This is a genomic window from Amycolatopsis sp. NPDC058340, assembly GCF_042723975.1.
Classification (GTDB): domain Bacteria; phylum Actinomycetota; class Actinomycetes; order Mycobacteriales; family Pseudonocardiaceae; genus Amycolatopsis.
The window spans coordinates 42,849-64,011 of record NZ_JBHXIB010000039.1; the positions used below are offsets into that span (position 1 = coordinate 42,849).

At 67.8% G+C, this 21,163-nt stretch carries 19 protein-coding genes; 15 read left to right on the plus strand and 4 right to left on the minus strand.

Going from position 1 to position 21,163, the window contains the following annotated elements; translation table 11 throughout:
- The 14 genes from ACFWIW_RS31325 to ACFWIW_RS31390 all read left to right on the plus strand — a co-directional run bounded on the left by ACFWIW_RS31325 (window position 1) and on the right by ACFWIW_RS31390 (window position 16,621).
- Entirely contained in the window at window positions 1-765 is a 765-nt protein-coding gene (locus tag ACFWIW_RS31325; RefSeq protein ID WP_378371781.1) for an NADH-quinone oxidoreductase subunit C, read from the plus strand.
- A complete protein-coding gene (locus ACFWIW_RS31330) occupies window positions 762-2,093 on the plus strand; it encodes an NADH-quinone oxidoreductase subunit D (protein WP_378371782.1) in 1,332 nt (443 codons plus the stop codon). The genes ACFWIW_RS31325 and ACFWIW_RS31330 overlap by 4 nt, the downstream gene beginning before the upstream one ends.
- Window positions 2,090-2,962, plus strand: a complete 873-nt coding sequence (gene nuoE / locus ACFWIW_RS31335) for an NADH-quinone oxidoreductase subunit NuoE (RefSeq protein ID WP_378371783.1) — start codon at window positions 2,090-2,092, stop codon at window positions 2,960-2,962. Before ACFWIW_RS31330 ends, nuoE begins: the two co-directional genes overlap by 4 nt.
- On the plus strand, window positions 2,962-4,242 hold the full coding sequence (gene nuoF / locus ACFWIW_RS31340) for an NADH-quinone oxidoreductase subunit NuoF (protein WP_360957668.1): 1,281 nt from the start codon (window positions 2,962-2,964) through the stop codon (window positions 4,240-4,242). Before nuoE ends, nuoF begins: the two co-directional genes overlap by 1 nt.
- On the plus strand, window positions 4,239-6,707 hold the full coding sequence (locus ACFWIW_RS31345) for an NADH-quinone oxidoreductase subunit G (protein ID WP_378371784.1): 2,469 nt from the start codon (window positions 4,239-4,241) through the stop codon (window positions 6,705-6,707). Before nuoF ends, ACFWIW_RS31345 begins: the two co-directional genes overlap by 4 nt.
- Before the next feature lie 169 nt (window positions 6,708-6,876).
- Window positions 6,877-8,214 (plus strand): NADH-quinone oxidoreductase subunit NuoH, encoded by a 1,338-nt coding sequence (gene nuoH / locus ACFWIW_RS31350; RefSeq protein ID WP_378371785.1) that lies wholly within the window; start codon window positions 6,877-6,879, stop codon window positions 8,212-8,214.
- Window positions 8,201-8,740 carry an NADH-quinone oxidoreductase subunit NuoI gene (nuoI, locus tag ACFWIW_RS31355; protein WP_240595950.1) on the plus strand — a complete coding sequence of 180 codons (540 nt, stop codon included), beginning with the start codon at window positions 8,201-8,203 and terminating at the stop codon, window positions 8,738-8,740. The genes nuoH and nuoI overlap by 14 nt, the downstream gene beginning before the upstream one ends.
- Window positions 8,737-9,585 (plus strand): NADH-quinone oxidoreductase subunit J, encoded by an 849-nt coding sequence (locus ACFWIW_RS31360; protein ID WP_378371786.1) that lies wholly within the window; start codon window positions 8,737-8,739, stop codon window positions 9,583-9,585. The genes nuoI and ACFWIW_RS31360 overlap by 4 nt, the downstream gene beginning before the upstream one ends.
- Entirely contained in the window at window positions 9,582-9,881 is a 300-nt protein-coding gene (nuoK, locus tag ACFWIW_RS31365; protein WP_005151882.1) for an NADH-quinone oxidoreductase subunit NuoK, read from the plus strand. Before ACFWIW_RS31360 ends, nuoK begins: the two co-directional genes overlap by 4 nt.
- Window positions 9,882-9,893: 12 nt before the next feature.
- Window positions 9,894-11,792, plus strand: a complete 1,899-nt coding sequence (gene nuoL / locus ACFWIW_RS31370) for an NADH-quinone oxidoreductase subunit L (RefSeq protein WP_378371787.1) — start codon at window positions 9,894-9,896, stop codon at window positions 11,790-11,792.
- Window positions 11,789-13,339, plus strand: coding sequence for an NADH-quinone oxidoreductase subunit M (locus tag ACFWIW_RS31375; protein WP_378371788.1), 1,551 nt, complete (start codon window positions 11,789-11,791; stop codon window positions 13,337-13,339). The genes nuoL and ACFWIW_RS31375 overlap by 4 nt, the downstream gene beginning before the upstream one ends.
- Window positions 13,340-13,342: 3 nt before the next feature.
- Window positions 13,343-14,908 (plus strand): NADH-quinone oxidoreductase subunit NuoN, encoded by a 1,566-nt coding sequence (gene nuoN, locus ACFWIW_RS31380; protein ID WP_378371789.1) that lies wholly within the window; start codon window positions 13,343-13,345, stop codon window positions 14,906-14,908.
- Between the two features lie 97 nt (window positions 14,909-15,005).
- On the plus strand, window positions 15,006-15,812 hold the full coding sequence (locus ACFWIW_RS31385; RefSeq protein WP_378371790.1) for an alpha/beta fold hydrolase: 807 nt from the start codon (window positions 15,006-15,008) through the stop codon (window positions 15,810-15,812).
- A gap of 32 nt (window positions 15,813-15,844) precedes the next feature.
- Window positions 15,845-16,621, plus strand: a complete 777-nt coding sequence (locus ACFWIW_RS31390) for a helix-turn-helix domain-containing protein (protein WP_378371791.1) — start codon at window positions 15,845-15,847, stop codon at window positions 16,619-16,621.
- On the opposite strand, the gene ACFWIW_RS31395 is transcribed toward ACFWIW_RS31390, so the two are convergent.
- Genes ACFWIW_RS31395 through ACFWIW_RS31410 form a run of 4 tightly spaced genes read right to left on the minus strand, consistent with a single transcriptional unit; the run spans window position 16,574 to window position 19,694 of the window.
- A complete protein-coding gene (locus ACFWIW_RS31395) occupies window positions 16,574-17,323 on the minus strand; it encodes an ESX secretion-associated protein EspG (RefSeq protein WP_378371792.1) in 750 nt (249 codons plus the stop codon). The two genes, ACFWIW_RS31390 and ACFWIW_RS31395, sit on opposite strands and share 48 nt — an antisense overlap.
- Before the next feature lie 27 nt (window positions 17,324-17,350).
- Window positions 17,351-18,652, minus strand: a complete 1,302-nt coding sequence (locus tag ACFWIW_RS31400) for a PPE domain-containing protein (RefSeq protein ID WP_378371793.1) — start codon at window positions 18,650-18,652, stop codon at window positions 17,351-17,353.
- Entirely contained in the window at window positions 18,652-19,272 is a 621-nt protein-coding gene (locus ACFWIW_RS31405; RefSeq protein ID WP_378371794.1) for a DUF3558 domain-containing protein, read from the minus strand. Before ACFWIW_RS31405 ends, ACFWIW_RS31400 begins: the two co-directional genes overlap by 1 nt.
- Window positions 19,272-19,694 (minus strand): hypothetical protein, encoded by a 423-nt coding sequence (locus ACFWIW_RS31410; protein WP_378371795.1) that lies wholly within the window; start codon window positions 19,692-19,694, stop codon window positions 19,272-19,274. The genes ACFWIW_RS31405 and ACFWIW_RS31410 overlap by 1 nt, the downstream gene beginning before the upstream one ends.
- A 299-nt stretch (window positions 19,695-19,993) precedes the next feature.
- On the opposite strand from ACFWIW_RS31410, the gene ACFWIW_RS31415 reads away from it, so the two are divergent.
- Window positions 19,994-21,142: a hypothetical protein gene (locus tag ACFWIW_RS31415; RefSeq protein ID WP_378371796.1), complete on the plus strand. Its 1,149-nt coding sequence runs from the start codon at window positions 19,994-19,996 to the stop codon at window positions 21,140-21,142.
- Window positions 21,143-21,163: the final 21 nt, after the last annotated feature.

Below are 21,163 nucleotides of genomic sequence, written 5' to 3' on the forward strand. Positions count from 1 at the left end.
GTGCCCGAAGACAACACTCCCGAAGTCCCCGAGACGGGCGGCGAGCAGTCCAGCGCCGAGCGTCCCGAAGCCGGTCTCGAGCCGCAGGGCACCCGCCCGGCCGAACCGGTCGTCACCGGTACAGAGCGCCAGGGCATGTTCGGCGTCCGCGGCACCGGTGACACCTCCGGTTACGGCGGCGTCCGCCTCCCCGCGTACAGCCCGCCCCCGGCGGAGCGCCCGTACGGCGGCTGGTTCGACGAGTTCGCCGACGAGTTCTACGCGGCCTTGGCGGACAACAAGATCCCGGCGAACGCGATCCTGCAGACCACGGTCGACCGCGGCGAGATCACCTTCTACGTCTCCCGCGAGCACCTCGTCGAGATCGCCAAGGTCCTGCGCGACGACACCGGTCTCCGCTTCGAGCTGCTCAGCTCCGTCTCCGGCGTGGACTACGGCGTCGACGTCCCGCAGCGGCTGCACTCGGTCTACCACTTCACGTCGATGACCTACCGCCGCCGCATCCGGCTCGAGGTCACGCTCGACATCGAAGACCCGCACGTCCCGTCGCTGGTCGGGGTCTACCCGACGGCCGACTGGCAGGAGCGGGAGGCGTACGACATGTTCGGCATCGTCTACGACGGCCACCCGGCGCTGACCCGCATCCTCATGCCGGACGACTGGGACGGTCACCCCCAGCGCAAGGACTACCCGCTCGGCGGGATCCCGGTCGAATACAAGGGCGCGGAGATCCCGCCGCCGGACCAGCGGAGGTCGTACTCGTGAGCATTCACGAAGAAGCAACCGAAGTTCCCGAAGCCGACTCCCGCGACACGACCGAAGGCCGCGTCTACACCGTCTCGGGCGGTGACTGGGAAGACCTCATCGAGGACTCCCGCCACGACGAGCGCATGGTCATCAACATGGGCCCGCAGCACCCGTCGACGCACGGCGTGCTCCGGCTCGTGCTGGAGATGGAGGGCGAGACCGTCACCCAGCTCCGCTCGGTCATCGGCTACCTGCACACCGGGATCGAGAAGAACTGCGAGTACCGCACGTGGACCCAGGGCGTCACCTTCGTGACGCGCATGGACTACCTCGCCCCGCTGTCGACCGAGATGGCGTACTGCCTCGGCGTCGAGAAGCTGCTCGGCATCCAGGCCCCGCGCCGCGCCGAACTGCTGCGCGTGATGCTGCTGGAGATCAACCGCATCGGTTCGCACCTGGTCTACATCGCCACCGGCGGCATGGAACTCGGTGCCACCACGGCGATGACGCTCGGGTTCCGTGAGCGCGAAGAGGTCCTGCACCTGCTGGAGCACCTCACCGGTCTCCGGATGAACCACGCGTTCATCCGCCCCGGCGGTCTCGCGCAGGACATGCCCGCCGACTACCACGAGGTGGTCAGCGCGTTCGTCAAGACGATGGACGAGCGGCTTCCCTTGTACGACAAGCTCTTCACCGGTCAGCCGATCTGGCGCAACCGGCTCAAGGGTGTCGGGTACCTGCCGGTCGACGCGTGCCTCGCGCTCGGTGTCACCGGCCCGGTGCTGCGCAGTGCCGGTCTCCCGTGGGACATGCGCAAGACCGAGCCGTACTCCCGCTACGAGGAGTTCGAGTTCGACATCCCGACCTCCACCGAGGCGGACTGTTGGGCGCGCTACCTGCTGCGTGTCGAGGAGATGCACCAGAGCCTGCGGATCATCAAGCAGTGCCTCAAGAAGCTCGAGCCGGGCCCGGTCATGGTCGAGGACAAGAAGGTCGCCTGGCCTGCCCAGCTCTCGATCGGCAGCGACGGCATGGGCAACTCGCTCGAACACGTCCGCAAGATCATGGGCCAGTCGATGGAATCGCTGATCCATCACTTCAAGCTGGTCACCGAGGGCTTCAAGGTCCCGCCGGGCCAGACCTACACCTCGGTGGAGTCGCCGCGCGGTGAACTCGGCGTGCACTTGGTCTCCGACGGCGGCACCAGGCCGCTGCGGGTCCACGTGCGCGAACCGAGCTTCGTGAACCTGCAGTCGATGCCCGCGATGGCCGAAGGCGGCCTGGTGGCCGACGTGATCGCCGCCATCGCCTCGATCGACCCCGTCATGGGGGGAGTGGACCGTTGAGCACCCAGCCCGAAACGACACCCACGCCCGAGCCCGGCACCAGCCTGGCCGAGCAGACCCATATCGCCGCCGGTGGTGACGTCGACGTGATCGCGATCGCGCCGGATCCCGCCGAGGCGGAGGGGATCCTGGAGAACTCGAAGCTCGAAGACATCTTCGACGCCGACACGTACGCCAAGGCGCAGAACCTGATCTCGCGATACCCGCAGTCGCGGTCGGCGCTGCTGCCGATGCTGCACCTCGTGCAGTCGGTGCAGGGTTACGTGAGCCAGGAGGGCATCGCCTTCTGCGCGCAGAACCTGGACCTCTCCGACGCCGAGGTCAGCGCGGTCGCGACGTTCTACACCATGTACAAGCGCCGCCCGTGCGGCGAGCACTTGGTCAGTGTGTGTACGAACACCCTGTGCGCGGCCATGGGCGGCGACGCGATCTACAAGAAGCTCCAGACGCACCTCGGTTCCGAAGAGAAGCCGTTGGGGCACAACGAGACCGCCGGCACGCCGAACGAGCCCGGCTCGATCACGCTGGAGCACGCCGAATGTCTCGCGGCCTGTGACCTCGCCCCGGTCATCCAGGTCAACTACGAGTACTTCGACAACCAGACCGAGGAAAAAGCCGTCGCGCTGGTCGACGCGTTGCAGGCGGGCAAGAAGCCGGCCCCGACGCGCGGCGCGCCGCTGACGAACTTCAAGGGCGCCGAACTGCAGCTCGCCGGGTTCTTCCCGGAGGACGCTCAGCAGTACCGCACGGACGTCGACGGTCCTTCGCAGGCCGTCGAAACCCTGCGGGGAGCGCAGGTCGCGCAGGACCGCGGCTGGACCGCGCCCGCGATGAAGGACGTTCCGCTGCCTGAAGTGGAGAAGAAGTAATGGCCGATCCCATCACTCCGGTCCTCACGAAGCGCTGGCTTTCGCCCAACTCGTGGACGATCCAGTCCTACGAAGCCCTCGAGGGCTACACCGCGATCCGCAAGGCGCTCAAGGCCACTCCCGAGCAGATCGTCCAGCTGGTCAAGGACTCCGGCCTCCGCGGCCGTGGCGGCGCGGGCTTCCCGGCGGGCATCAAGTGGTCCTTCATGCCGCCGAACGAGGACAAGCCGCACTACCTCGTCATCAACGCCGACGAGGGCGAGCCGGGTACCTGCAAGGACATCCCGCTGATGATGGCGGACCCGCACTCGCTGATCGAGGGCTGCATCATCGCCTCGTACGCGATGCGTTCGCACCACTGCTTCATCTACGTCCGCGGCGAGGCGCTGCACTGCATCCGCCGCCTGAACGCGGCCGTGCGCGAGGCGTACGAAGCGGGCTACCTCGGCAAGAACATCCTCGACTCCGGATTCGACCTCGACATCACCGTGCACGCGGGCGCCGGGGCGTACATCTGCGGCGAGGAGACGGCGCTGCTGGACTCGCTGGAAGGCCGTCGCGGCCAGCCGCGGCTCAAGCCGCCGTTCCCGGCCGCCGCGGGTCTCTACGCCGCGCCGACCACGGTGAACAACGTCGAGACCATCGCCAGCGCGCCGTACATCGTCAACGGCGGTTCGAGCTGGTTCCGCGAGATGGGCCGCGAGAAGTCGCCCGGCCCGAAGATCTACTCGATCTCCGGCCACGTCGAGAAGCCCGGCCAGTACGAATGCCCGCTCGGCACCACGCTGCGCGAGCTGCTGGACATGGCGGGCGGCATGAAGGACGGCATCCCGCTGAAGTTCTGGACGCCGGGTGGTTCGTCCACGCCGATGTTCACCGCCGAGCACCTCGATGTTCCGCTGGACTTCGAAGGCGCGGCGGAAGCCGGGTCGATGCTGGGCACGACGGCCGTGCAGGTCTTCAACGAGACCGTTTCCGTGCCGTGGGCCGTGATGAAGTGGACGCAGTTCTACGAGCACGAGTCCTGCGGCAAATGCACGCCGTGCCGTGAGGGCACGTACTGGCTGGCGCAGATCCTGGAGCGCATGGTCGAGGGCAAGGGCACCGAGGAGGACATCGACACCCTGCTCGACGTCTGCGACAACATCCTCGGCCGCTCGTTCTGCGCCCTCGGCGACGGCGCGGTCTCGCCGATCCAGAGCGGTATCAAGTACTTCCGCGAGGAGTTCCTCGCGTTGTGTCAGGCAAACAAGCGCGAACTGGTGGGGGCGCAGGCATGACGATCGCACCCGACAAGCCCGGGACCGAGGTCGAAGAGACACCGGTCCCCGAAGGCCACGTCAAACTGGTCATCGACGGTGAAGAGGTCATCGCGCCCAAGGGCGAGCTGCTGATCCGCACCGCCGAACGGCTCGGCACGGTCATCCCGCGTTTCTGCGACCACCCGCTGCTCGACCCGGCGGGCGCCTGCCGCCAGTGCCTGGTCGAGGTCGAAATGGGCGGCCGTCCGATGCCGAAGCCGCAGGCCTCGTGCACCATGACGGTCGCCGACGGCATGGTCGTGAAGACCCAGCTGACCTCGGCTGTCGCGGACAAGGCCCAGCAGGGTGTGATGGAGCTGCTGCTCATCAACCACCCGCTGGACTGCCCGATCTGCGACAAGGGCGGCGAATGCCCGCTGCAGAACCAGGCGCTCGCGCACGGCCGCGCGGACTCCCGTTTCGTCGACACGAAGCGGACGTTCCCGAAGCCGCTGCCGATCTCCTCGCAGGTGCTGCTGGACCGCGAGCGTTGCGTGCTCTGCCAGCGTTGCACCCGGTTCTCCCGCGAGATCGCCGGCGACCCGTTCATCGAGCTGCTCGAACGCGGCGCCCACCAGCAGATCGGCACCGCCGAGACCGCGGACGTGCTGGACCTGGCTTCCCGGACCACCTCCGGCCAGCCGTTCCAGTCGTACTTCTCCGGCAACGTCATCCAGATCTGCCCGGTCGGCGCGCTGACGTCGGCCGCGTATCGGTTCCGTTCGCGGCCGTTCGACCTGGTGTCCTCGCCGAGCGTGTGCGAGCACTGCTCGTCCGGCTGCGCCGAGCGGACCGACTTCCGCCGCGGCAAGGTCATGCGGAAGCTCGCGGGCGACGACCCCGAGGTCAACGAAGAGTGGATCTGCGACAAGGGCCGGTTCGCCTTCCGTTACTCGACCGCTGAAGACCGGATCCGCCGTCCGCTCGTCCGCAACGCCGACGGCGTGCTGGAAGAGGCTTCCTGGACCGACGCGCTGCGCGCGGCCGCGGCTGGGCTGGCCAAGGCACGCGACGGCAAGGGCGCCGCGGTGCTGACCGGTGGCAGGTTGACTGTCGAGGACGCCTACGCGTACTCGAAGTTCGCGCGGATCGCCTTGGGCACCAACGACATCGACTTCCGTGCCCGCCCGCATTCGGCCGAGGAGCTGGGCTTCCTCGCGTCGCACGTGGTCGGGACGACGCCGGAAAGCGGCGTCACCTTCCGCGAGATCGAGCGGGCGCGCACGGTGCTGTGCGTCGCGTTCGAGCCGGAGGACGAAGCGCCGATCGTGTTCCTGCGGCTGCGCAAGGCGGCCCGCAAGAACCGCACCCGCGTCGTCCACTTGGGACAGTGGACCACCTCGTCGGTCCGCAAGACCTTCGGTGAACTGCTGGCCTGCGCGCCTGGTGGCGAAGCCGCCGCGATCGACGGCATCGCGCAGCACGCGCAGGACGTCGACCAGGCATTGGCCTCGGAAGGAGCCGTGATCCTCGTCGGCGAACGTGCCGCCGAGGTCCCGGGTCTCTTCTCGGCCCTGCACCGGCTGGTGGAGCGGACCGGCGCCCGGCTCGCGTGGATCCCGCGTCGCGCGGGTGAACGCGGTGCCCTGGCGGCGGGCGCGGCGCCGACGCTGTTGCCGGGCGGCCGTCCGGTCGCCGACGCCGAGGCTCGCGCCGAGGTCGAAAAGGCCTGGGGCGTCACGCTTCCCGCCTCGGAAGGCCGCGACACCACCGCGATCCTCAAGGCCGCTTCAGGGCAGGACATCGACGGCCTCCTGGTCGGCGGCGTCGACCCGGACGACCTGCCGGATCCGGACCTGGCCCGCCGCGCGCTCGAGAACGCGAAGTTCGTGGTGAGCCTGGAGCTTCGGCACAGCGGGGTCACCGAGCACGCGGACGTCGTCCTCCCGATCGCCCCGGCGGTCGAGAAGGCGGGCAGCTACCTGAACTGGGAAGGCCGCCGCCGCGAGTTCGCCGTCACCCTCGAAGGCACCGGCGCCCTGCCGGACTGCCGGGTGCTCGACACCCTCGCCGTCGAGATGGACGCGGACATCTTCACGCAGACCCCGGCCGCCTCGGCCGCCGATCTGGCCAAGCTGCCCGGCAAGACCGAGCCCGCGGTCTTCGAGCCGGTGGCGGCCGCCGCCGCGAGCTCGGGGAACGGCAAGGCCCTCCTCGCCACCTGGCGTCAGCTGATCGACAACGGTTCGCTGCAGGACGGCGAGCCGCACCTCAAGGGCACGCAGCGCGAGGTCGTCGCCAAGCTCTCGGCGAAGACCGCCGAAGGTTTGGGCGGCAGCGTCAAGGTCTCCACCGAACGCGGTTCCATCACGTTGCCGATCGAGGTCGCGGACCTGCCGGACGGCGTCGTATGGCTTCCGGGCAACTCCGACGGCTCGGCCGTCCGCGCTTCTCTCTGCGCGGGCCACGGCTCGGCCGTCACCCTCACCGGGGTGGAGGCGTGAGTTCGATGTTGTTGAGCCTTGGCGACCGAGCACGACGCCGCGCCCCGGCCGAAGGCCCCGCTATCGCGGCGGCAGGGCGCCCTGACTCGTCAGCTGTGCCGGGCTCGCCAGAGTGTGCCCTGGCGACGCGATCGCGGTCGCGCGGCTTTGAAGAATGCCGAGGTGAGAAGTGACTCCGTTGCTCAGCCAGATGCCGGACGCCGCCGAGCGGGCGGCGCTGCTGGCGGACGACCCGTTGTGGCTGGTGCTGCTCAAAACGGTCGTCATCCTGCTGATCGGCCCGATCCTGACGATCTTCCTGATCGTCTGGGAGCGGAAAGCGGTCGGCCGGATGCAGAACCGTCCCGGCCCCAACCGGGTCGGGCCCGGCGGCTACCTGCAGTCCCTCGCGGACGCGATCAAGCTGCCGTTCAAGGAACAGATCATCCCGGACACCGCCGACCGCAAGGTGTACTTCCTCGCGCCGGTGATCTCCGCGGTGCCGGCGCTGATCGCGCTGGCGGCGATCCCGTTCGGCCCGGTGGTCTCGATCTTCGGTGAGCGGACCGTGCTCCAGCTGGTCGACCTGCCGGTCGGCGTGCTGGTGATCCTGGCCTGCTCCTCGATCGGCGTGTACGGCCTGGTGCTGGCGGGCTGGTCGTCCGGCTCGCCGTATCCGCTGCTCGGTGGTCTGCGAAGCGCGGCTCAGGTGATCTCCTACGAGATCGCGATGGGTCTGTCGATCGTCGGCGTGATCCTCTACTCGGGCTCGATGTCCACCTCGGCGATCGTCGACGCCCAGCAGACCGGCTGGTACTTCTACCTGCTGCTGCCGAGTTTCGTGATCTACCTGATCTCCATGGTCGGCGAGACCAACCGCGCGCCGTTCGACCTCCCCGAGGCCGAATCCGAGCTGGTCGGCGGTTTCCACACCGAGTACAGCTCGATGAAGTTCGCGATGTTCTTCCTCGCCGAGTACGTCAACATGGTGATCGTCTCGGCGTTCGCGACCACGTTGTTCCTCGGTGGCTGGAAGTTCCCGTTCGTCGGCGCGGATCACGCGCTGAACCAGGGCTGGCTCCCGCTGATCTGGTTCTCCGCGAAGCTGTTCATCCTGCTGTTCGGCTTCATCTGGCTGCGCGGCACGCTGCCGCGGCTGCGGTACGACCAGTTCATGCGGCTGGGCTGGAAGGTCCTGGTGCCGGTCAACCTGGTCTGGATCGTCGTGATCGTCACGGTCCGCGCGATCAAGAACTCGGGTGGCCTGTCCACCCCGCAGATCCTCATCGGCGGCGGCGCGCTCATCCTCGTCGTCGTCATCCTGAGCCTGCTGCTGCCGGACAAGAAGGTCCCGGAAGACGACTACGTCCCGGTGACCGGCGGCGGATTCCCCGTGCCGCCGCTCGACCTGCAGGTCCCGGAGAAGACCCCGCGTCAGAAGGCCCTCGCGAAGGCCGAAGCCCGGGCTGCCAAACGCAAGCCCGCGGCGGTTTCCAGTGGAAGGGAGGCCGGCGATGGGGATGTTTGATCCCATCAAGGGTTTCGGTGTCACCTTCGGCATGATGTTCAAGAAGGTCGCCACCGAGGAGTACCCGGAGGCGGGCGCCCCCGCGGCTCCGCGGTATCACGGCAGGCACCAGCTCAACCGGCATCCGGACGGGCTGGAGAAATGCGTCGGCTGCGAGCTGTGCGCGTGGGCCTGCCCGGCGGACGCGATCTTCGTCGAAGGCGGCGACAACACCGAAGAGGCGCGCTACTCGCCCGGTGAGCGGTACGGCGCCGACTATCAGATCAACTACCTGCGCTGCATCGGCTGCGGGTTGTGCGTCGAGGCCTGCCCGACCCGGTCCCTGACGATGATCAACTTCTACGAGCTGGCCGACGACGACCGGCAGCGGTTGATCTACACCAAGGAAGACCTCCTCGCGCCGCTCCTGCCCGGCATGGAGCAGCCGCCGCACCCGATGCGGCTGGGCGAGAACGAGCAGGACTACTACGTCAACGGCCCGGAACTCGCACGGCAGCCGGCTGAGCCGAAGGAGCCGGTCAAGTGATCACGGCTCTCCTCGCGCAGGCGCCGGACGTTTCGGCGGGTATCACCACCGGCGAGACCATCGCGTTCTGGGTGCTCGGCCCGCTCGCGCTGCTCGGCGGGCTCGGCATGATCTTCTCCCGCAACGCCGTGCACTCGGCGCTGTGGCTGGTCCTCACGATGCTGTGCCTCGGCGCGCTGTACATGATCCAGCAGGCGCCGTTCCTCGGCTTCACGCAGATCATCGTCTACACCGGCGCGATCATGATGCTGTTCCTGTTCGTGCTGATGCTGGTCGGCCGGGAGAGTTCCGACTCGGTCGTCGAAGTGCTGCGCGGGCAGCGGGTCATGGCGACCCTGCTCGGCATCGGCGTCGGCGGGCTGCTCGCCGCGGGCCTCGCCCGCGCGCTGGCCAACGTCACCCCGGCGCTGCCGCGCGACCCGGCGAACCTCGACGGTGGCGGCCCGGGCGGGCTGGGACGGCTCATCTTCACCAAGTACCTGTTCCCGTTCGAGCTCACCTCGGCGCTGCTGATCACCGCCGCGCTCGGCGCGATGGTGCTCGCGTTCACCGACCGGCACGCCAAGGGCGGCAAGAAGAACCAGAAGGAACTCGTCGTCGACCGGTTCACCGGCAAACACGACCGGCCTTCGCCGCTGCCCGGCCCGGGTGTCTTCGCCACGGCCAACTCGGTCGCCACCCCGGCGCTGCTGCCCGACGGCTCGATCGCCAGGGAGTCGCTCTCGGAGATCATCGAGTCGACTTCGGCCGCCCAGCTGGAAACCGAGCGGAAGCAGGTCGCCGGGTCCGAAGACGGGCCCGACGCCCACGCTCTGGTCGGCAAGCCTGAAGGGGAGAAGGAATGACCCCGACGTACTACCTGCTCCTGTCCGCGCTGCTGTTCGCCATCGGCGCGGTCGGGGTGCTGGTGCGCCGCAACGCGATCGTCGTGTTCATGTGCATCGAGCTGATGCTGAACGCGGCGAACCTGTCCCTGGTCACGTTCGCCCGGATCAACGGGTCGCTGGACGGCCAGGTGATGGCGTTCTTCGTGATGGTCGTCGCCGCCGCCGAGGTCGTGGTGGGGCTCGCGATCATCATGGCGATCTTCCGCACCCGGCGCTCGGCCTCGGTCGACGACACCAACCTGCTGAAGTACTAGGGAGCACCGAGAGTGACCGCATCATCGTGGCTGCTGGTGGCCTTCCCGGCTCTCGGCGCCCTCATTCTTTTGCTGGCGGGTAAGCGGGCCAGGGGCTGGGGACATCTCCTCGGCAGCGCCACCGTTTCATTGTCCTTTGTGTACGGCCTGATCCTGTTCTTCACGGCCGACACGAAGGCCACCGCGGACGTCAAACTGTTCTCGTGGATCCCGGTTTCGGCGCTGCAGGTCGATTTCGGGCTCCGGATCGACGCGCTTTCGCTGACGTTCGTGCTGCTGATCACCGGCGTCGGCATGCTGATCCACTTCTACTCGATCGGCTACATGGCCGAGGACCGCGACCGGTCGAGGTTCTTCGCGTACCTCAACCTGTTCGTCGCCTCGATGCTGATCCTGGTGCTGGGCAACAGCTTCGTGACGCTGTACCTCGGCTGGGAGGGCGTGGGTCTCGCGTCGTACCTGCTCATCGGCTGGTACCAGGACCGCCCGTCCGCGGCCACCGCGGCGAAGAAGGCGTTCCTGATGAACCGCGTCGGTGACGTCGGGCTGGCGCTGGCGATCTTCCTGATGTTCAAGTACGTCGGGAGCACCGGCTACGCCGAGGTCTTCGGCGCCGTCGGCCAGATCCCGACCGGCGCGGTCACCGCGATCGCGATCCTGCTGCTGCTGGGTGCCTGCGGTAAGTCCGGTCAGTTCCCGCTCCAGGCCTGGCTTCCCGACGCGATGGAGGGCCCGACCCCGGTCTCGGCCCTCATCCACGCGGCGACGATGGTCACCGCCGGCGTCTACCTGGTCGCCCGCGCGCACGAGATCTTCAACGCCACCCCGGACGGCCGCCTGATCGTCACCCTCGTCGGCACGGTCACGCTGCTGATCGGGTGCATCATCGGCTGTGCCTACGACGACATCAAGAAGGTCCTGGCGTACTCCACGGTCAGCCAGATCGGGTACATGATGCTCGCCGTCGGCCTCGGGCCGATCGCCTACGCGCTCGGCATCATGCACCTGGTGGCGCACGGTTTCTTCAAGGCCGGGCTGTTCCTCGGGGCCGGTTCGGTCATGCACGCCATGAACGACGAGGTCGACATGCGGAAGTTCGGCGGGCTGCGCAAGCACCTGCCGGTCACCTTCTGGACCTTCGCGCTCGGCTACCTGGCGCTGATCGGCATCCCGCCGCTCTCGGGCTTCTTCACCAAGGACGCGATCATCGAAGCGGCGCTGTCCCAGGGCGGCTGGCGCGGCTGGGTGATGGGCGGCGCGGCACTGCTCGGCGCCGGGCTCACCGCGTTCTACATGACCCGCCTGATGGTGATGACCTTCTTCGGCAAGGAACGCTGGAAGGAGATCAAGAGCAGCGACGGCCGCGACTTCCACCCGCACGAGTCGCCCGCGGTGATGAAGTGGCCGATGATCATCCTGGCGATCGGCTCGATCGGCGCCGGTGCGTTCTTCGCCCTCGGCGACCGGTTCGCCGAATGGCTTTCGCCGGTGGTCGGCCCGCTCGAGGAGGGTGGCCACAGTGTCATCCCGCACGCGCTGGTCCCGATCCTCACCGTGGCGCTGTCGGTGCTCGGCGCGGCGGCGGCTTGGCTCTTCGTCGGTCGTAAGGACGTTCCGGTGGAACGCCCCGAGCGGGTCTCCGCCGTGGTCAAGGCCGCGCGCAACGACCTGTACGGCAACACCCTGAACGAGACGCTGGTCGCCCGCCCGGGCACCTGGCTCGCCAGGGCGCTGGTCTACGTGGACAACCGCGGCGTCGACGGCGCCGTCAACGGGATCGCCGCCGCGCTCGGCGGCGGATCCGGGCGCCTGCGCCGCCTGCAGACCGGCTTCGTCCGCTCGTACGCACTGTCCATGCTGGGCGGCACATTCCTGCTTCTGGCGGCACTTCTGCTGGTGAGGTTCGCATGACCTGGGTACTCGCAACCATCCTGCTGCCGCTGGTCGGCGCCGCGGTCGTCGCGGGGATGAAGAAGAACGACAGGCTGGCGACGCTCACCGCGCTCGTGGTGTCGCTCCTGACGTTCCTGCTGGTGATCCCGATGTGGGCGAGCTACACGCCTTCGGGGGACCGCATCCAGCAGAAGTCCTCGATGGACTGGATTCCGAACTTCGGTATCCACATCTCGTTCGGCATCGACGGCATCGCGCTGGTGATGATCGCGGTCATCGGCCTGCTGGTGCCGATCGTGGTCGGCGCGCTCGGCCTGACCGACAAGCTCCCGGCCGGGCGCTCGGCGGGCGGGTTCCTGTCGCTGATCCTGGTGCAGGAGGCGCTGACCATCGCGGTGTTCGCCGCGACCGACGTCTTCCTGTTCTACGTGCTGTTCGAGATCATGCTGATCCCGATGTACTTCCTGATCGGCGGCTACGGCGGCGCGAACCGGCAGTACGCGGCGGTCAAGTTCTTCCTGTACTCGTTCCTCGGCGGCCTGATCATGCTGGCCTCGGCGATCGGGGCCTACTCGCTGGCGTCGGACAAGCTCGGCAAGGGCAGCTTCGACTGGGAAACCCTCGTCACGGTCGTCCGCGACGCCCCGCTGGGCACGCAGATCTGGCTGTTCCTCGGGTTCTTCCTCGCGTTCGCGATCAAGGCCCCGCTGGTGCCGTTCCACACCTGGCTGCCCGACGCCGCGGGACAGGCGCCCATCGGCGTCGCGGTACTGCTGGTCGGTGTGCTGGACAAGGTCGGCACCTTCGGGTTCCTGCGCTACTGCCTCCCGATGTTCCCCGACGCCAGCAAGGAACTCGCGCCGTGGGTGCTGGTGCTCGCCGTCGCGGGTGTCCTTTATGGATCGATCCTCGCGGCCGGGCAGCGCGACATGAAGCGCTTCATCGCCTACGTGTCGATCGCCCACTTCGGGTTCATCGCGCTGGGCATCTTCACTTTCAACGAGCAGGCGATGGTCGGCTCGGTTTCGTACATGCTGAACCACAGCCTCGCCACCGGCATGCTGATCGTGGTCGTCGGCCTGATCGTGATGCGCGGCGGATCCACCAGGATCTCCGACTACGGCGGTATGGCGAAGGTGACCCCGCTGCTCGGCGGGATGCTGCTCATCGCCGGTCTGTCCACTTTGTCCCTGCCCGGCACGAACTCCTTCATCAGTGAGTTCCTGGTGCTGCTGGGGTCCTTTGTGGACTACCCGGTGTACACGATCATCGCGACGGTCGGCATGGTGCTGGCCGCGGCGTACGTGCTCTGGCTCTACCAGCGCGTCATGCAGGGGCCCGTCCGCGGCGACGCCCTGATCGGCGCCGGCGGCGGGCCCGGCACGGCGATGGCTCCGGAACTCGGGGCGACCAAGGCCATCAAGGACCTCGGCGGCAAGGAGATCGCGATCCTGGCGCCGATGGTCGTGCTGATCATCGCGCTCGGGTTCTATCCCAAGCCGGTGCTCGACACGATCACCCCGTCGGTGCAGCAGACCATGTCTGCCGTGCAGGGAGGCAAGTAAACCGTGCTCTTCTTGACTCAGGCGCCACTGGTGCAGGTGCCGTCGATCGACTACTTCGCCGTCACGCCGATCCTGATCATCCTCGGGGCCGCGTGTGTCAGCGTGTTGCTCGAAGCCTTCTTGCCCAAGCACATGCGGTGGCCTTCGCAGGTCTTCCTGTCGCTGGTCGGGATCGGGGCGGCGGGTGTCTTCCTCGCCTGGTACGCCAGCACTTCCGCGCCGAAGGGCGGCGTCACGACCTTCAGCGGCGCCATCGCCGTCGACCGGCCGTCGCTGTTCCTGTGGGGCACGCTGCTGGCGCTCGCGCTGGGCGCGCTGCTGCTGATCGCGGACCGTTCGGTCGAGCCGGGTGGCGCGTTCGTCGCGCAGGCCGGTATCCGCCCGGGCACGGTCCAGGACCGCGCACAGGTCGGCACGACCGGTATGCAGACCGAGGTCTTCCCGCTGACGCTGTTCGCGCTCGGCGGCATGATGGCGTTCGTCGCGGCCAACGACCTGCTCACCATGTTCATCGCGCTCGAAGTGCTGAGCCTGCCGCTGTACCTGATGTGCGGTCTGGCCCGTCGCCGTCGCCTGCTCTCGCAGGAATCCGCGGTCAAGTACTTCCTGCTCGGCGCGTTCTCGTCGGCGTTCTTCCTCTACGGTCTCGCGCTGCTCTACGGCTACGCGAACTCCGTGAAGCTGTCCGACATCGCCAACGCCGCCGCCGGTTCGGACCGGTCGGACACGCTGCTGTTCGCCGGGCTCGGGTTGCTCGCGGTCGGCCTGCTGTTCAAGGGTTCGGTCGGCCCGTTCCACACCTGGACCCCGGACGTCTACCAGGGTGCGCCGACGCCGGTCACCGCGTTCATGGGCGCCTGCACCAAGGTCGCCGCGTTCGGCGGGATCCTGCGGGTGTTCCAGGTGGCGTTCGAATCGACCAGCTGGGAATGGCGCGGCGTGCTCTGGGCCGTCGCGATCATCTCGATGCTGATCGGCGCGGTGCTGGGCCTGACGCAGACCGACGTGAAACGCATGATCGCCTACTCGTCCATCGCGCACGCCGGCTTCCTGCTCGTCGGTGCCATCGCGATGACCGAGGAAGGCCTGTCGAGCACGCTGTTCTACCTGCTGGCCTACGGCTTCACCACGCTCGCCGCGTTCGGTGTCGTCTCGCTGGTGCGTGACGCGAACGGCGAGGCGACGCACCTGTCCGCCTGGGCCGGGCTCGCCAAGCGGTCCCCGGTGCTGGCCGGCGTGTTCACCTTCCTGCTGCTCGCCCTGGCCGGTATCCCGCTGACCAGTGGTTTCGTCGGCAAGTTCGTGGTGTTCTCGGCGGCCCTGTCCGACGGGATGGCGCCGCTGGTCGTCGTCGCCCTGATCTTCAGCGCCGTCGCCGCGTTCTTCTACCTGCGGGTGATCGTGCTGATGTACTTCTCCGAGCCGGCGCCCGACGGCCCGACCGTCACCGTGCCCGGCGCGTTCACCACCACGGCGATCACGCTCGGCGTCATCGTCACGCTGGTGCTGGGGCTGCTCCCGGCGTTCGCCCTCGACTGGGCGGGCTCCGGCGGTTTCGCCCTCAAGTAGTCCCGGTTCGCGGAAGGCCCCCTCGCTGACGTGAGGGGGCTTTTTCGTGTCAGGGCAACGTCAGGGTGGTGTCAGGCCGGACCTCGATAGTTCTCTCATGACCAACAACAACAGCCTCCAGATCACCGCCCCTTGGACCGGAATGGTGCCGGTCGAAGACACCGCCCTGGCCGTCACCGACACCGGCGGCCCCGGCATCCCGGTCGTGTACCTCAACGGCCAGTTCGCGACCCAGGGCTACTGGCGGCGGGTCCTCGCCGACCTGGGCTCGGACTTCCGCCACATCACCTACGACGAGCGGGCCCGCGGCAAGTCGAAGCGTTCGGCCGACTACTCCATGGAGGCCGCCGTTCGCGACGTCGACGCGGTCCTCGCGGCGCGCGGAGTGGAGCGGGCCGTCGTGGTGGGCTGGTCCTACGGCGCGGTCGTCGCGGCGCACTGGGTCGCCCGGAACCCGGAGCGGACCATCGGCGCGGTCCTCGTGGACGGCGCGTTCCCGTACGACTGGCTGGACGACGCCATGGAACAGCGGATCCGGAAGATGTTCAAGCGGCTGAACCTCGTCATGCCGCTGCTGCGCCCGACCGGCCTGGCACCGCGGATGACCGCCGCCCAGCAGGCGGAGAGCAACATCGAGCTCGGCAAGCTCTCGCGGGAAGCGGAACTGGGCCCGGTGCTCGACCGTGTGAAGGTGCCGATGCGATACGTGCTCGCGTCGGGAACCTCCTTCGGCAGCAAGGGCGACGAACAGGAACAGATCCGCGCCGGACTCGACGCGGTGACCGTCCGCAACCCGAACATCAAGGTGAGCGCGAAGGTCGAGAGCAACCACGGGGCGCTGCTGAAGAAGGACTTCCCCGCGATCTCTGCGGCTGTTCGCGAGGTCGCCCGGCTCGGGGAATGACTTGCCAGGGCGCACCGGGCAGCTTGCTCGCGATGCCGAAGCCGAAGCCCACACCCCAGGCGAGAACGCTCGCCGAGGCACTGCGAGTCGCACGGAAGGCCACCAAGCTGGCCGCGACCGAAGTGGCCGACAAACTGGCGTGGTCCCAGTCGACGATCAGCCGGATCGAAACCTGCCTGCGCGCGGCGTCCGCCGAAGAAGTTTCGGCACTGCTCGCGGTCTATCAGGTCACAGGGGAGCGTCGAGAGGCATTGCTCTCGTTGGCTCGCGTCAGCGAACCGTGGTGGTTCGCTGACGCGGCCATTCAGAAGGAAACGCTTGCACAGTACGAAAAGGAGGCCACCAAGATCGTCGCTTTCGGGACCACGCTGGTCCCTGACCTGCTCCGAACACCTTCCTACGCGAGGGCCGTTGGCGCTTCCGGCGCGGTGCTGGGGCAGAAGAGGTTTGTCGCCTACATCGACGAAGCGGTGCTGCGGCGCCAGGTCGGCGGGCCGCGAGTGATGACGAATCAGCTCCGGCATCTCATCGCGCTGGCCGAACTGCCCACCGTCGAACTCCGGGTCATCCCTTTCGCCGCCGGGGCGTACCCCGGCGGCGACTACGTTCTGCTGGAATTCGGCCCCGCGCGGCCGTTGGTGTACTTGAAACATCGGGGCACCGGCCTGTTCCTGCACCGGCCCGGCGATGTCGCACCCTACGTCCAGTCCACTATGGACACCATCGCGCTGGACCCGGCGCGGTCGGTGCGCCTGATCGAGTCAGTGGTCGAGGCTCGCGCGCAGCGCGGTGACCTTTTGCGCCAGTAACGTGGGTTCGCCGGGGAGGACGGTGATGTACCGGTTCCGGGGCGCGCCGCTCACGTGCATGGCCACCCGTCCGGCGTCGAGGTCGAGGTAGGTCAGGCCGTCCGTGGCCTCCGTGCGTCTACCCCCGTCAGGCCGCATGGCCGCGGCGAAGAACCCGACACCGAAGTAGGGCTGCTCGAAGACCTCGTCCAACTGCCGCGCTTCCCGGCTTCGAGACGCGGGCTCGTCGTAGAGGTTGCCGCTGTCGCCGTTGAAATCGTCCTGGGACAACGAGAACGGGGAGAATCGCGCGGGCGGATACTCGGGCAGGTTCATCACGAGCGCCGCCGCGCGGTCGGACGTCCGCACGCCTTTCAGCCACACTCGGTTTCCCTCGCAGATCGCCGTCACCGCGGCGCGCCCACGCACGGCGACGAGCACGCTGTACTGCTCGGCCTCCGTGCGAACCGTCGCGTAGTACTCGGTGTTCGGCCGGTCGAGTATATGCAGGACGTCCTCGAAGTCGCTGGTCAGCCGCTTGCCCTCGGTGAACCCGAGCCCGCCGAGCTCCTCGAACGCCGCCCGGTCTTCGCCGTTCCGCGACAACGGCGGGATGTACCGCAGCCCGCCCGCGAAGATCAGATGCGGATCCCCGCAACCGGCGTGACGGAACGCGGTCAACAGTGTGTCGAGCGTGATCTCGACCGGGCGCGCGAGCACCACGTGCCTCCCTCCCCTGGGACTGTGGTGCTACTTCTTCTTTTCGCCGATCACCGGCGGCATCGGCTTCTCGATGTAGCCGCCGAAGGTCTCGTCGGGATCCGGGTTCTGGAGGTACGCCGGAGCCTTCTTCTCCTTGTCCTCCTCGCCCTTGCCACGGGCCGCGCCGGGCGCCATCGGCATCCCGTTCGCCCCGCCACGACCGGCGGCACCCGCCGACCCCGCCGTGCCACGGCCGCCCATGCCTTCACCCGGCATCCCGGCACCGCTTCGGCCACCCATGCCAGGCTGCTGCCCTGTCCCTCCGGGCCTGCCTGTCGCACCAGGTCCGCCTGTCGCACCGGGGCCGCCTGCGGTGCCGGGGCCGCCTGGCGGCCTGCCTCCGGGGCCGTAGACGCCGGGCCCGCTCGTCCCTGGTCCGTACCCGGGAGGAAACGCGCCGGGCGTGTTGTATGTGGGGCTCGGCTTACCGGTCGGGCCGAAGTCGAGGTTCGCCGCCGGCGGTACGACCGGCGTGGTCTGGGGCGGCGTGTACGAATTCGCGCGGGTCCCGTCGTCCGGCAGCTGATAGCCAGGATGGTGCGTGCCCGGGTACTGGCCCGGCTGGGGGCCTTGCCCGGGCTGGGGGCCGCTGTTGGGCGCTGGCCCGCTGGGCCCACTCGGCGTGCCGGGACCGCTGGGTCCGCTCGGTCCACTGGGTCCGCTCGGTCCTCGGTAGGGCTCGCCGGTGCCGTGCTCGCGTCCGTCGGAGCCGTCGCCGAACCCCTTCGCCGCGGGCTTCCCGCCGCCGCCCTCGTCCAGGGTGACACTGCCGCCGGGGTCGGTGAGCTGCGCGTACTGGGCGGGCAGTTCGTCACCGTTGGCCGTGCTGGCGGAGTGATAGGACGCGAAGGTGTCGATGTTGTGCTGGCTGTCGGCCTGGTAGCCCTGAACCTTGCCCCAGTAGCCGACCAGGCCGCCACTCATGACGTTCTTGACGTCCTCGGCGGTCGGGGCGGGCTGCTCTGGCGGCACCGGCTTGACCGAGTTCTTTGCCGTGCCGAACGCGTCCATCTGGGAGCTGATGGCGGTCTGGGCCCGCGTCAGGTGAGTCACGTCGTCCGCCGCCGCCTCGACGACCGGCACCGTTGCGTCGACCGCCGCCATGCTGGCCCCGCCCTGCCAACCGGTCATGGTCTTCTGAGCGAGGGCGGCGAGCCGCTGCGCCCGTTCGTTGTGCCGCCGGGTCAGCTCATGGGCCGCACGCTGAGCTTCGGAGAGCGAGCCAGTGCCCTCGCCCTTGGTGATCTGTTCGTAGATCTGCGTCGCGGTGAGCGGTCCTTCGGCGACCATCAGTTGCTCCCTCGGATGGTGGTCAGGACCCTGATCGCGGCTTCGCGAGCGGCGTCGCAGGGGTCCTTCTTGCCGATGTTGGCCTCGGACTGCTCCACCACGATTCCGACGGTTTCGGTGTCACTGGCTCCAAGCGCCACCGAGCACTTGCCTGACGGGCGTTCGTCCGTCACGCCGTAGACGGTGAGCGGGTAGCCATCGACCGGTGAGAGCGGTTCGACGAGCTTGTAGGCAGCACCTTTGGCCTTGTAAACACTTGCCGTACCTCCGTCGGGAGACCTCCCGAAGATCACGTCTATCAGCGGGCGGGAGGTGGAGGGGAGGGACCACATGCAGGATGGGCCAGCCGTGCCATCCAAACGTTCCTTGGGGGCGGCGCCGGGGCCGAGGAGCTCACTAGCCTGCATTTCGGATAGAGCGTTGCAAGGTGCTTGCTTGACCTGCGTCAGGGTGAGCGGATTCGCGACCTTGGGAACATCAGGGTCAGGCACCTGAGTGGAGCTTGAAGGACCTGCGCTCGTGCCACCATTCGTGGGATTAGGAGTGCCATCGGTGGTCGTTGGCGAGCATCCGGCAAGTGCAAGCGCGGCAATACCGACGAGAAGGACGTAGCGTCGCATCACAAGATGCCCTTCGGCTGGTGATTGATGACCGTGGCGGCGTGGTCGTCCGCAGCGGTGTATTTGCCGAGTGCGGTCAAGTACTTGCGCTCCATGTTCTCGCAGTAAGCGATGCGCTGGTTCAGGGCGTCCCTGAGAGCTGCGCCGGATTGTTGAGTTATGTCGGCGTTGTTCCCGCTCGCGTACTCCGCTCCAGGTGGCTTCGTCTTGACTAGGTAGTCAGCCTGATTCAGATCAGCTTTGTACTCTTTGGCCAGGTCAGCCCATTCATTGGCCAGCTCATGCAGCGTCGCCTCGTCGTACTTGAACCCCGCGCCCTCCGCGACAGGCGTCCCGTAAGAGCCTCCGGTGGGACGGAAGCGGTCGACCTCACTCCAGCGCAAGCCCGGCTCGTAGACCGGAGACCCCTCAGGCACGGCCATGCACCCCCATATCGCCGAACCGTTCCCCGCTGAATGGCCGAAGCCGCCCCGAAGTCACCGTCGTCATGTGCCCCTCCCGTGGCTACAAGGCGCGTCTCCCCGATGCACCCTGCGTAATCCGACGCCGGGAAGATTACCAGGGTTCCCTGGCCGGTGAACCCAGCTGCATAAAGCCACGTTCCCTGCTGAATAGCCGAGGCGAAATCGGTGACTATCCGTGAAAACCGATCGTGTGAATGCACCTCGGGAAACGGGGTTCCACCTGGTAGACGTGCCGCCAAATCCGCATACTCTGCGTAATGAAGTTTCGAAGAGTGATTCTCGGCGCAGTACTCCTGGGCCTGCTGACGGCTTGTGCGGAATCCGTGGATCCGCCCCCTCCTCCGCCGCAGTTTCCGAAATGGCAGCCGAAGCAGCCGCGCCCTGCGGATCGTGACGAAGAGGCCGTCGGTGCGGCGCTCGAGGCGCTCGACTTATGCGAGTTGATCGACCTGGCCGTCTACGACCGCAGGAAGGGAGACGTCACCCGGCCTGTCGAGAGGAAAGCGGAGGTCAAGCACGGCAGGAAGCAGTGCTCGCTGTTCCGCGGGGGCTACGACCTCATAAACGTCGGCGATGTGGACCCGAATCACCTGGTTCTCCACCGGGTTAATGGAGCCGTGGTCGCCTTAGGTGGGGTGAAGGGCTATCAGACCGAAAGCCGCCGCGAGGGTGGGATCAGCGGGTGTGCGATCACGGTGCCTGTGAGCTTCCAGCGTGCGATCAAGTTCGAGATCGGCAGCGCCAGCCGGGGTAAGGATTGCGAGCTCCTCCGTGACTTCGCCACTGCTGGCGCCGCGAAACTGCCCCGCGACCTGGTCTACCCACTGGACGGCCAGGACAGCGCCCGGGTCGGGGCCTGCGCGGACTGGGTCGCCACCAACAAGGGCGAGACCTGCGATCCGGCGGTCGAGGTCGAAGTGCCGACCGGCGCCGAGACGATCATCGCCGCCGGTGCCGCGGATCCGAACGTCGAATGCGCGGTGTTCCGCGATGCGGTCAAGATGGCGTTCGGCCCGGATTTCGCGCCGATCGCCACGCCGGGGTCGTGCTACTTCGTAGAGCCGAAACATCGATTGCAGATCGAGGCCGGGGCCACCGCGAACGGCGGCGCGCCGGGGGAGTGGCACGCGGACCCGAACAGGACCTACAAAGACCACCAGCTGATCACGTTCGGGGAAAGCCCTGGAGTCACGTTCCGTTCGCAGGATGACCGCGAATTCGCCCTGTACGCCTCACCGCTCGGGAACCTCGACGTCCGCGGGCACATCCGGCTGCGGATTACGCCCGAGCAAGAGAGAGGGATCGAAGACTGGGACCGCTCGAAGGTCGTTTCGGACCTGGACGTCGGCAAGGCGCTCGCTGTGATGGATTTCGTGATGGCGACCCACTTTCGGGGGCCCAGGTGACCTCCACGCCGTCGTAAGCTC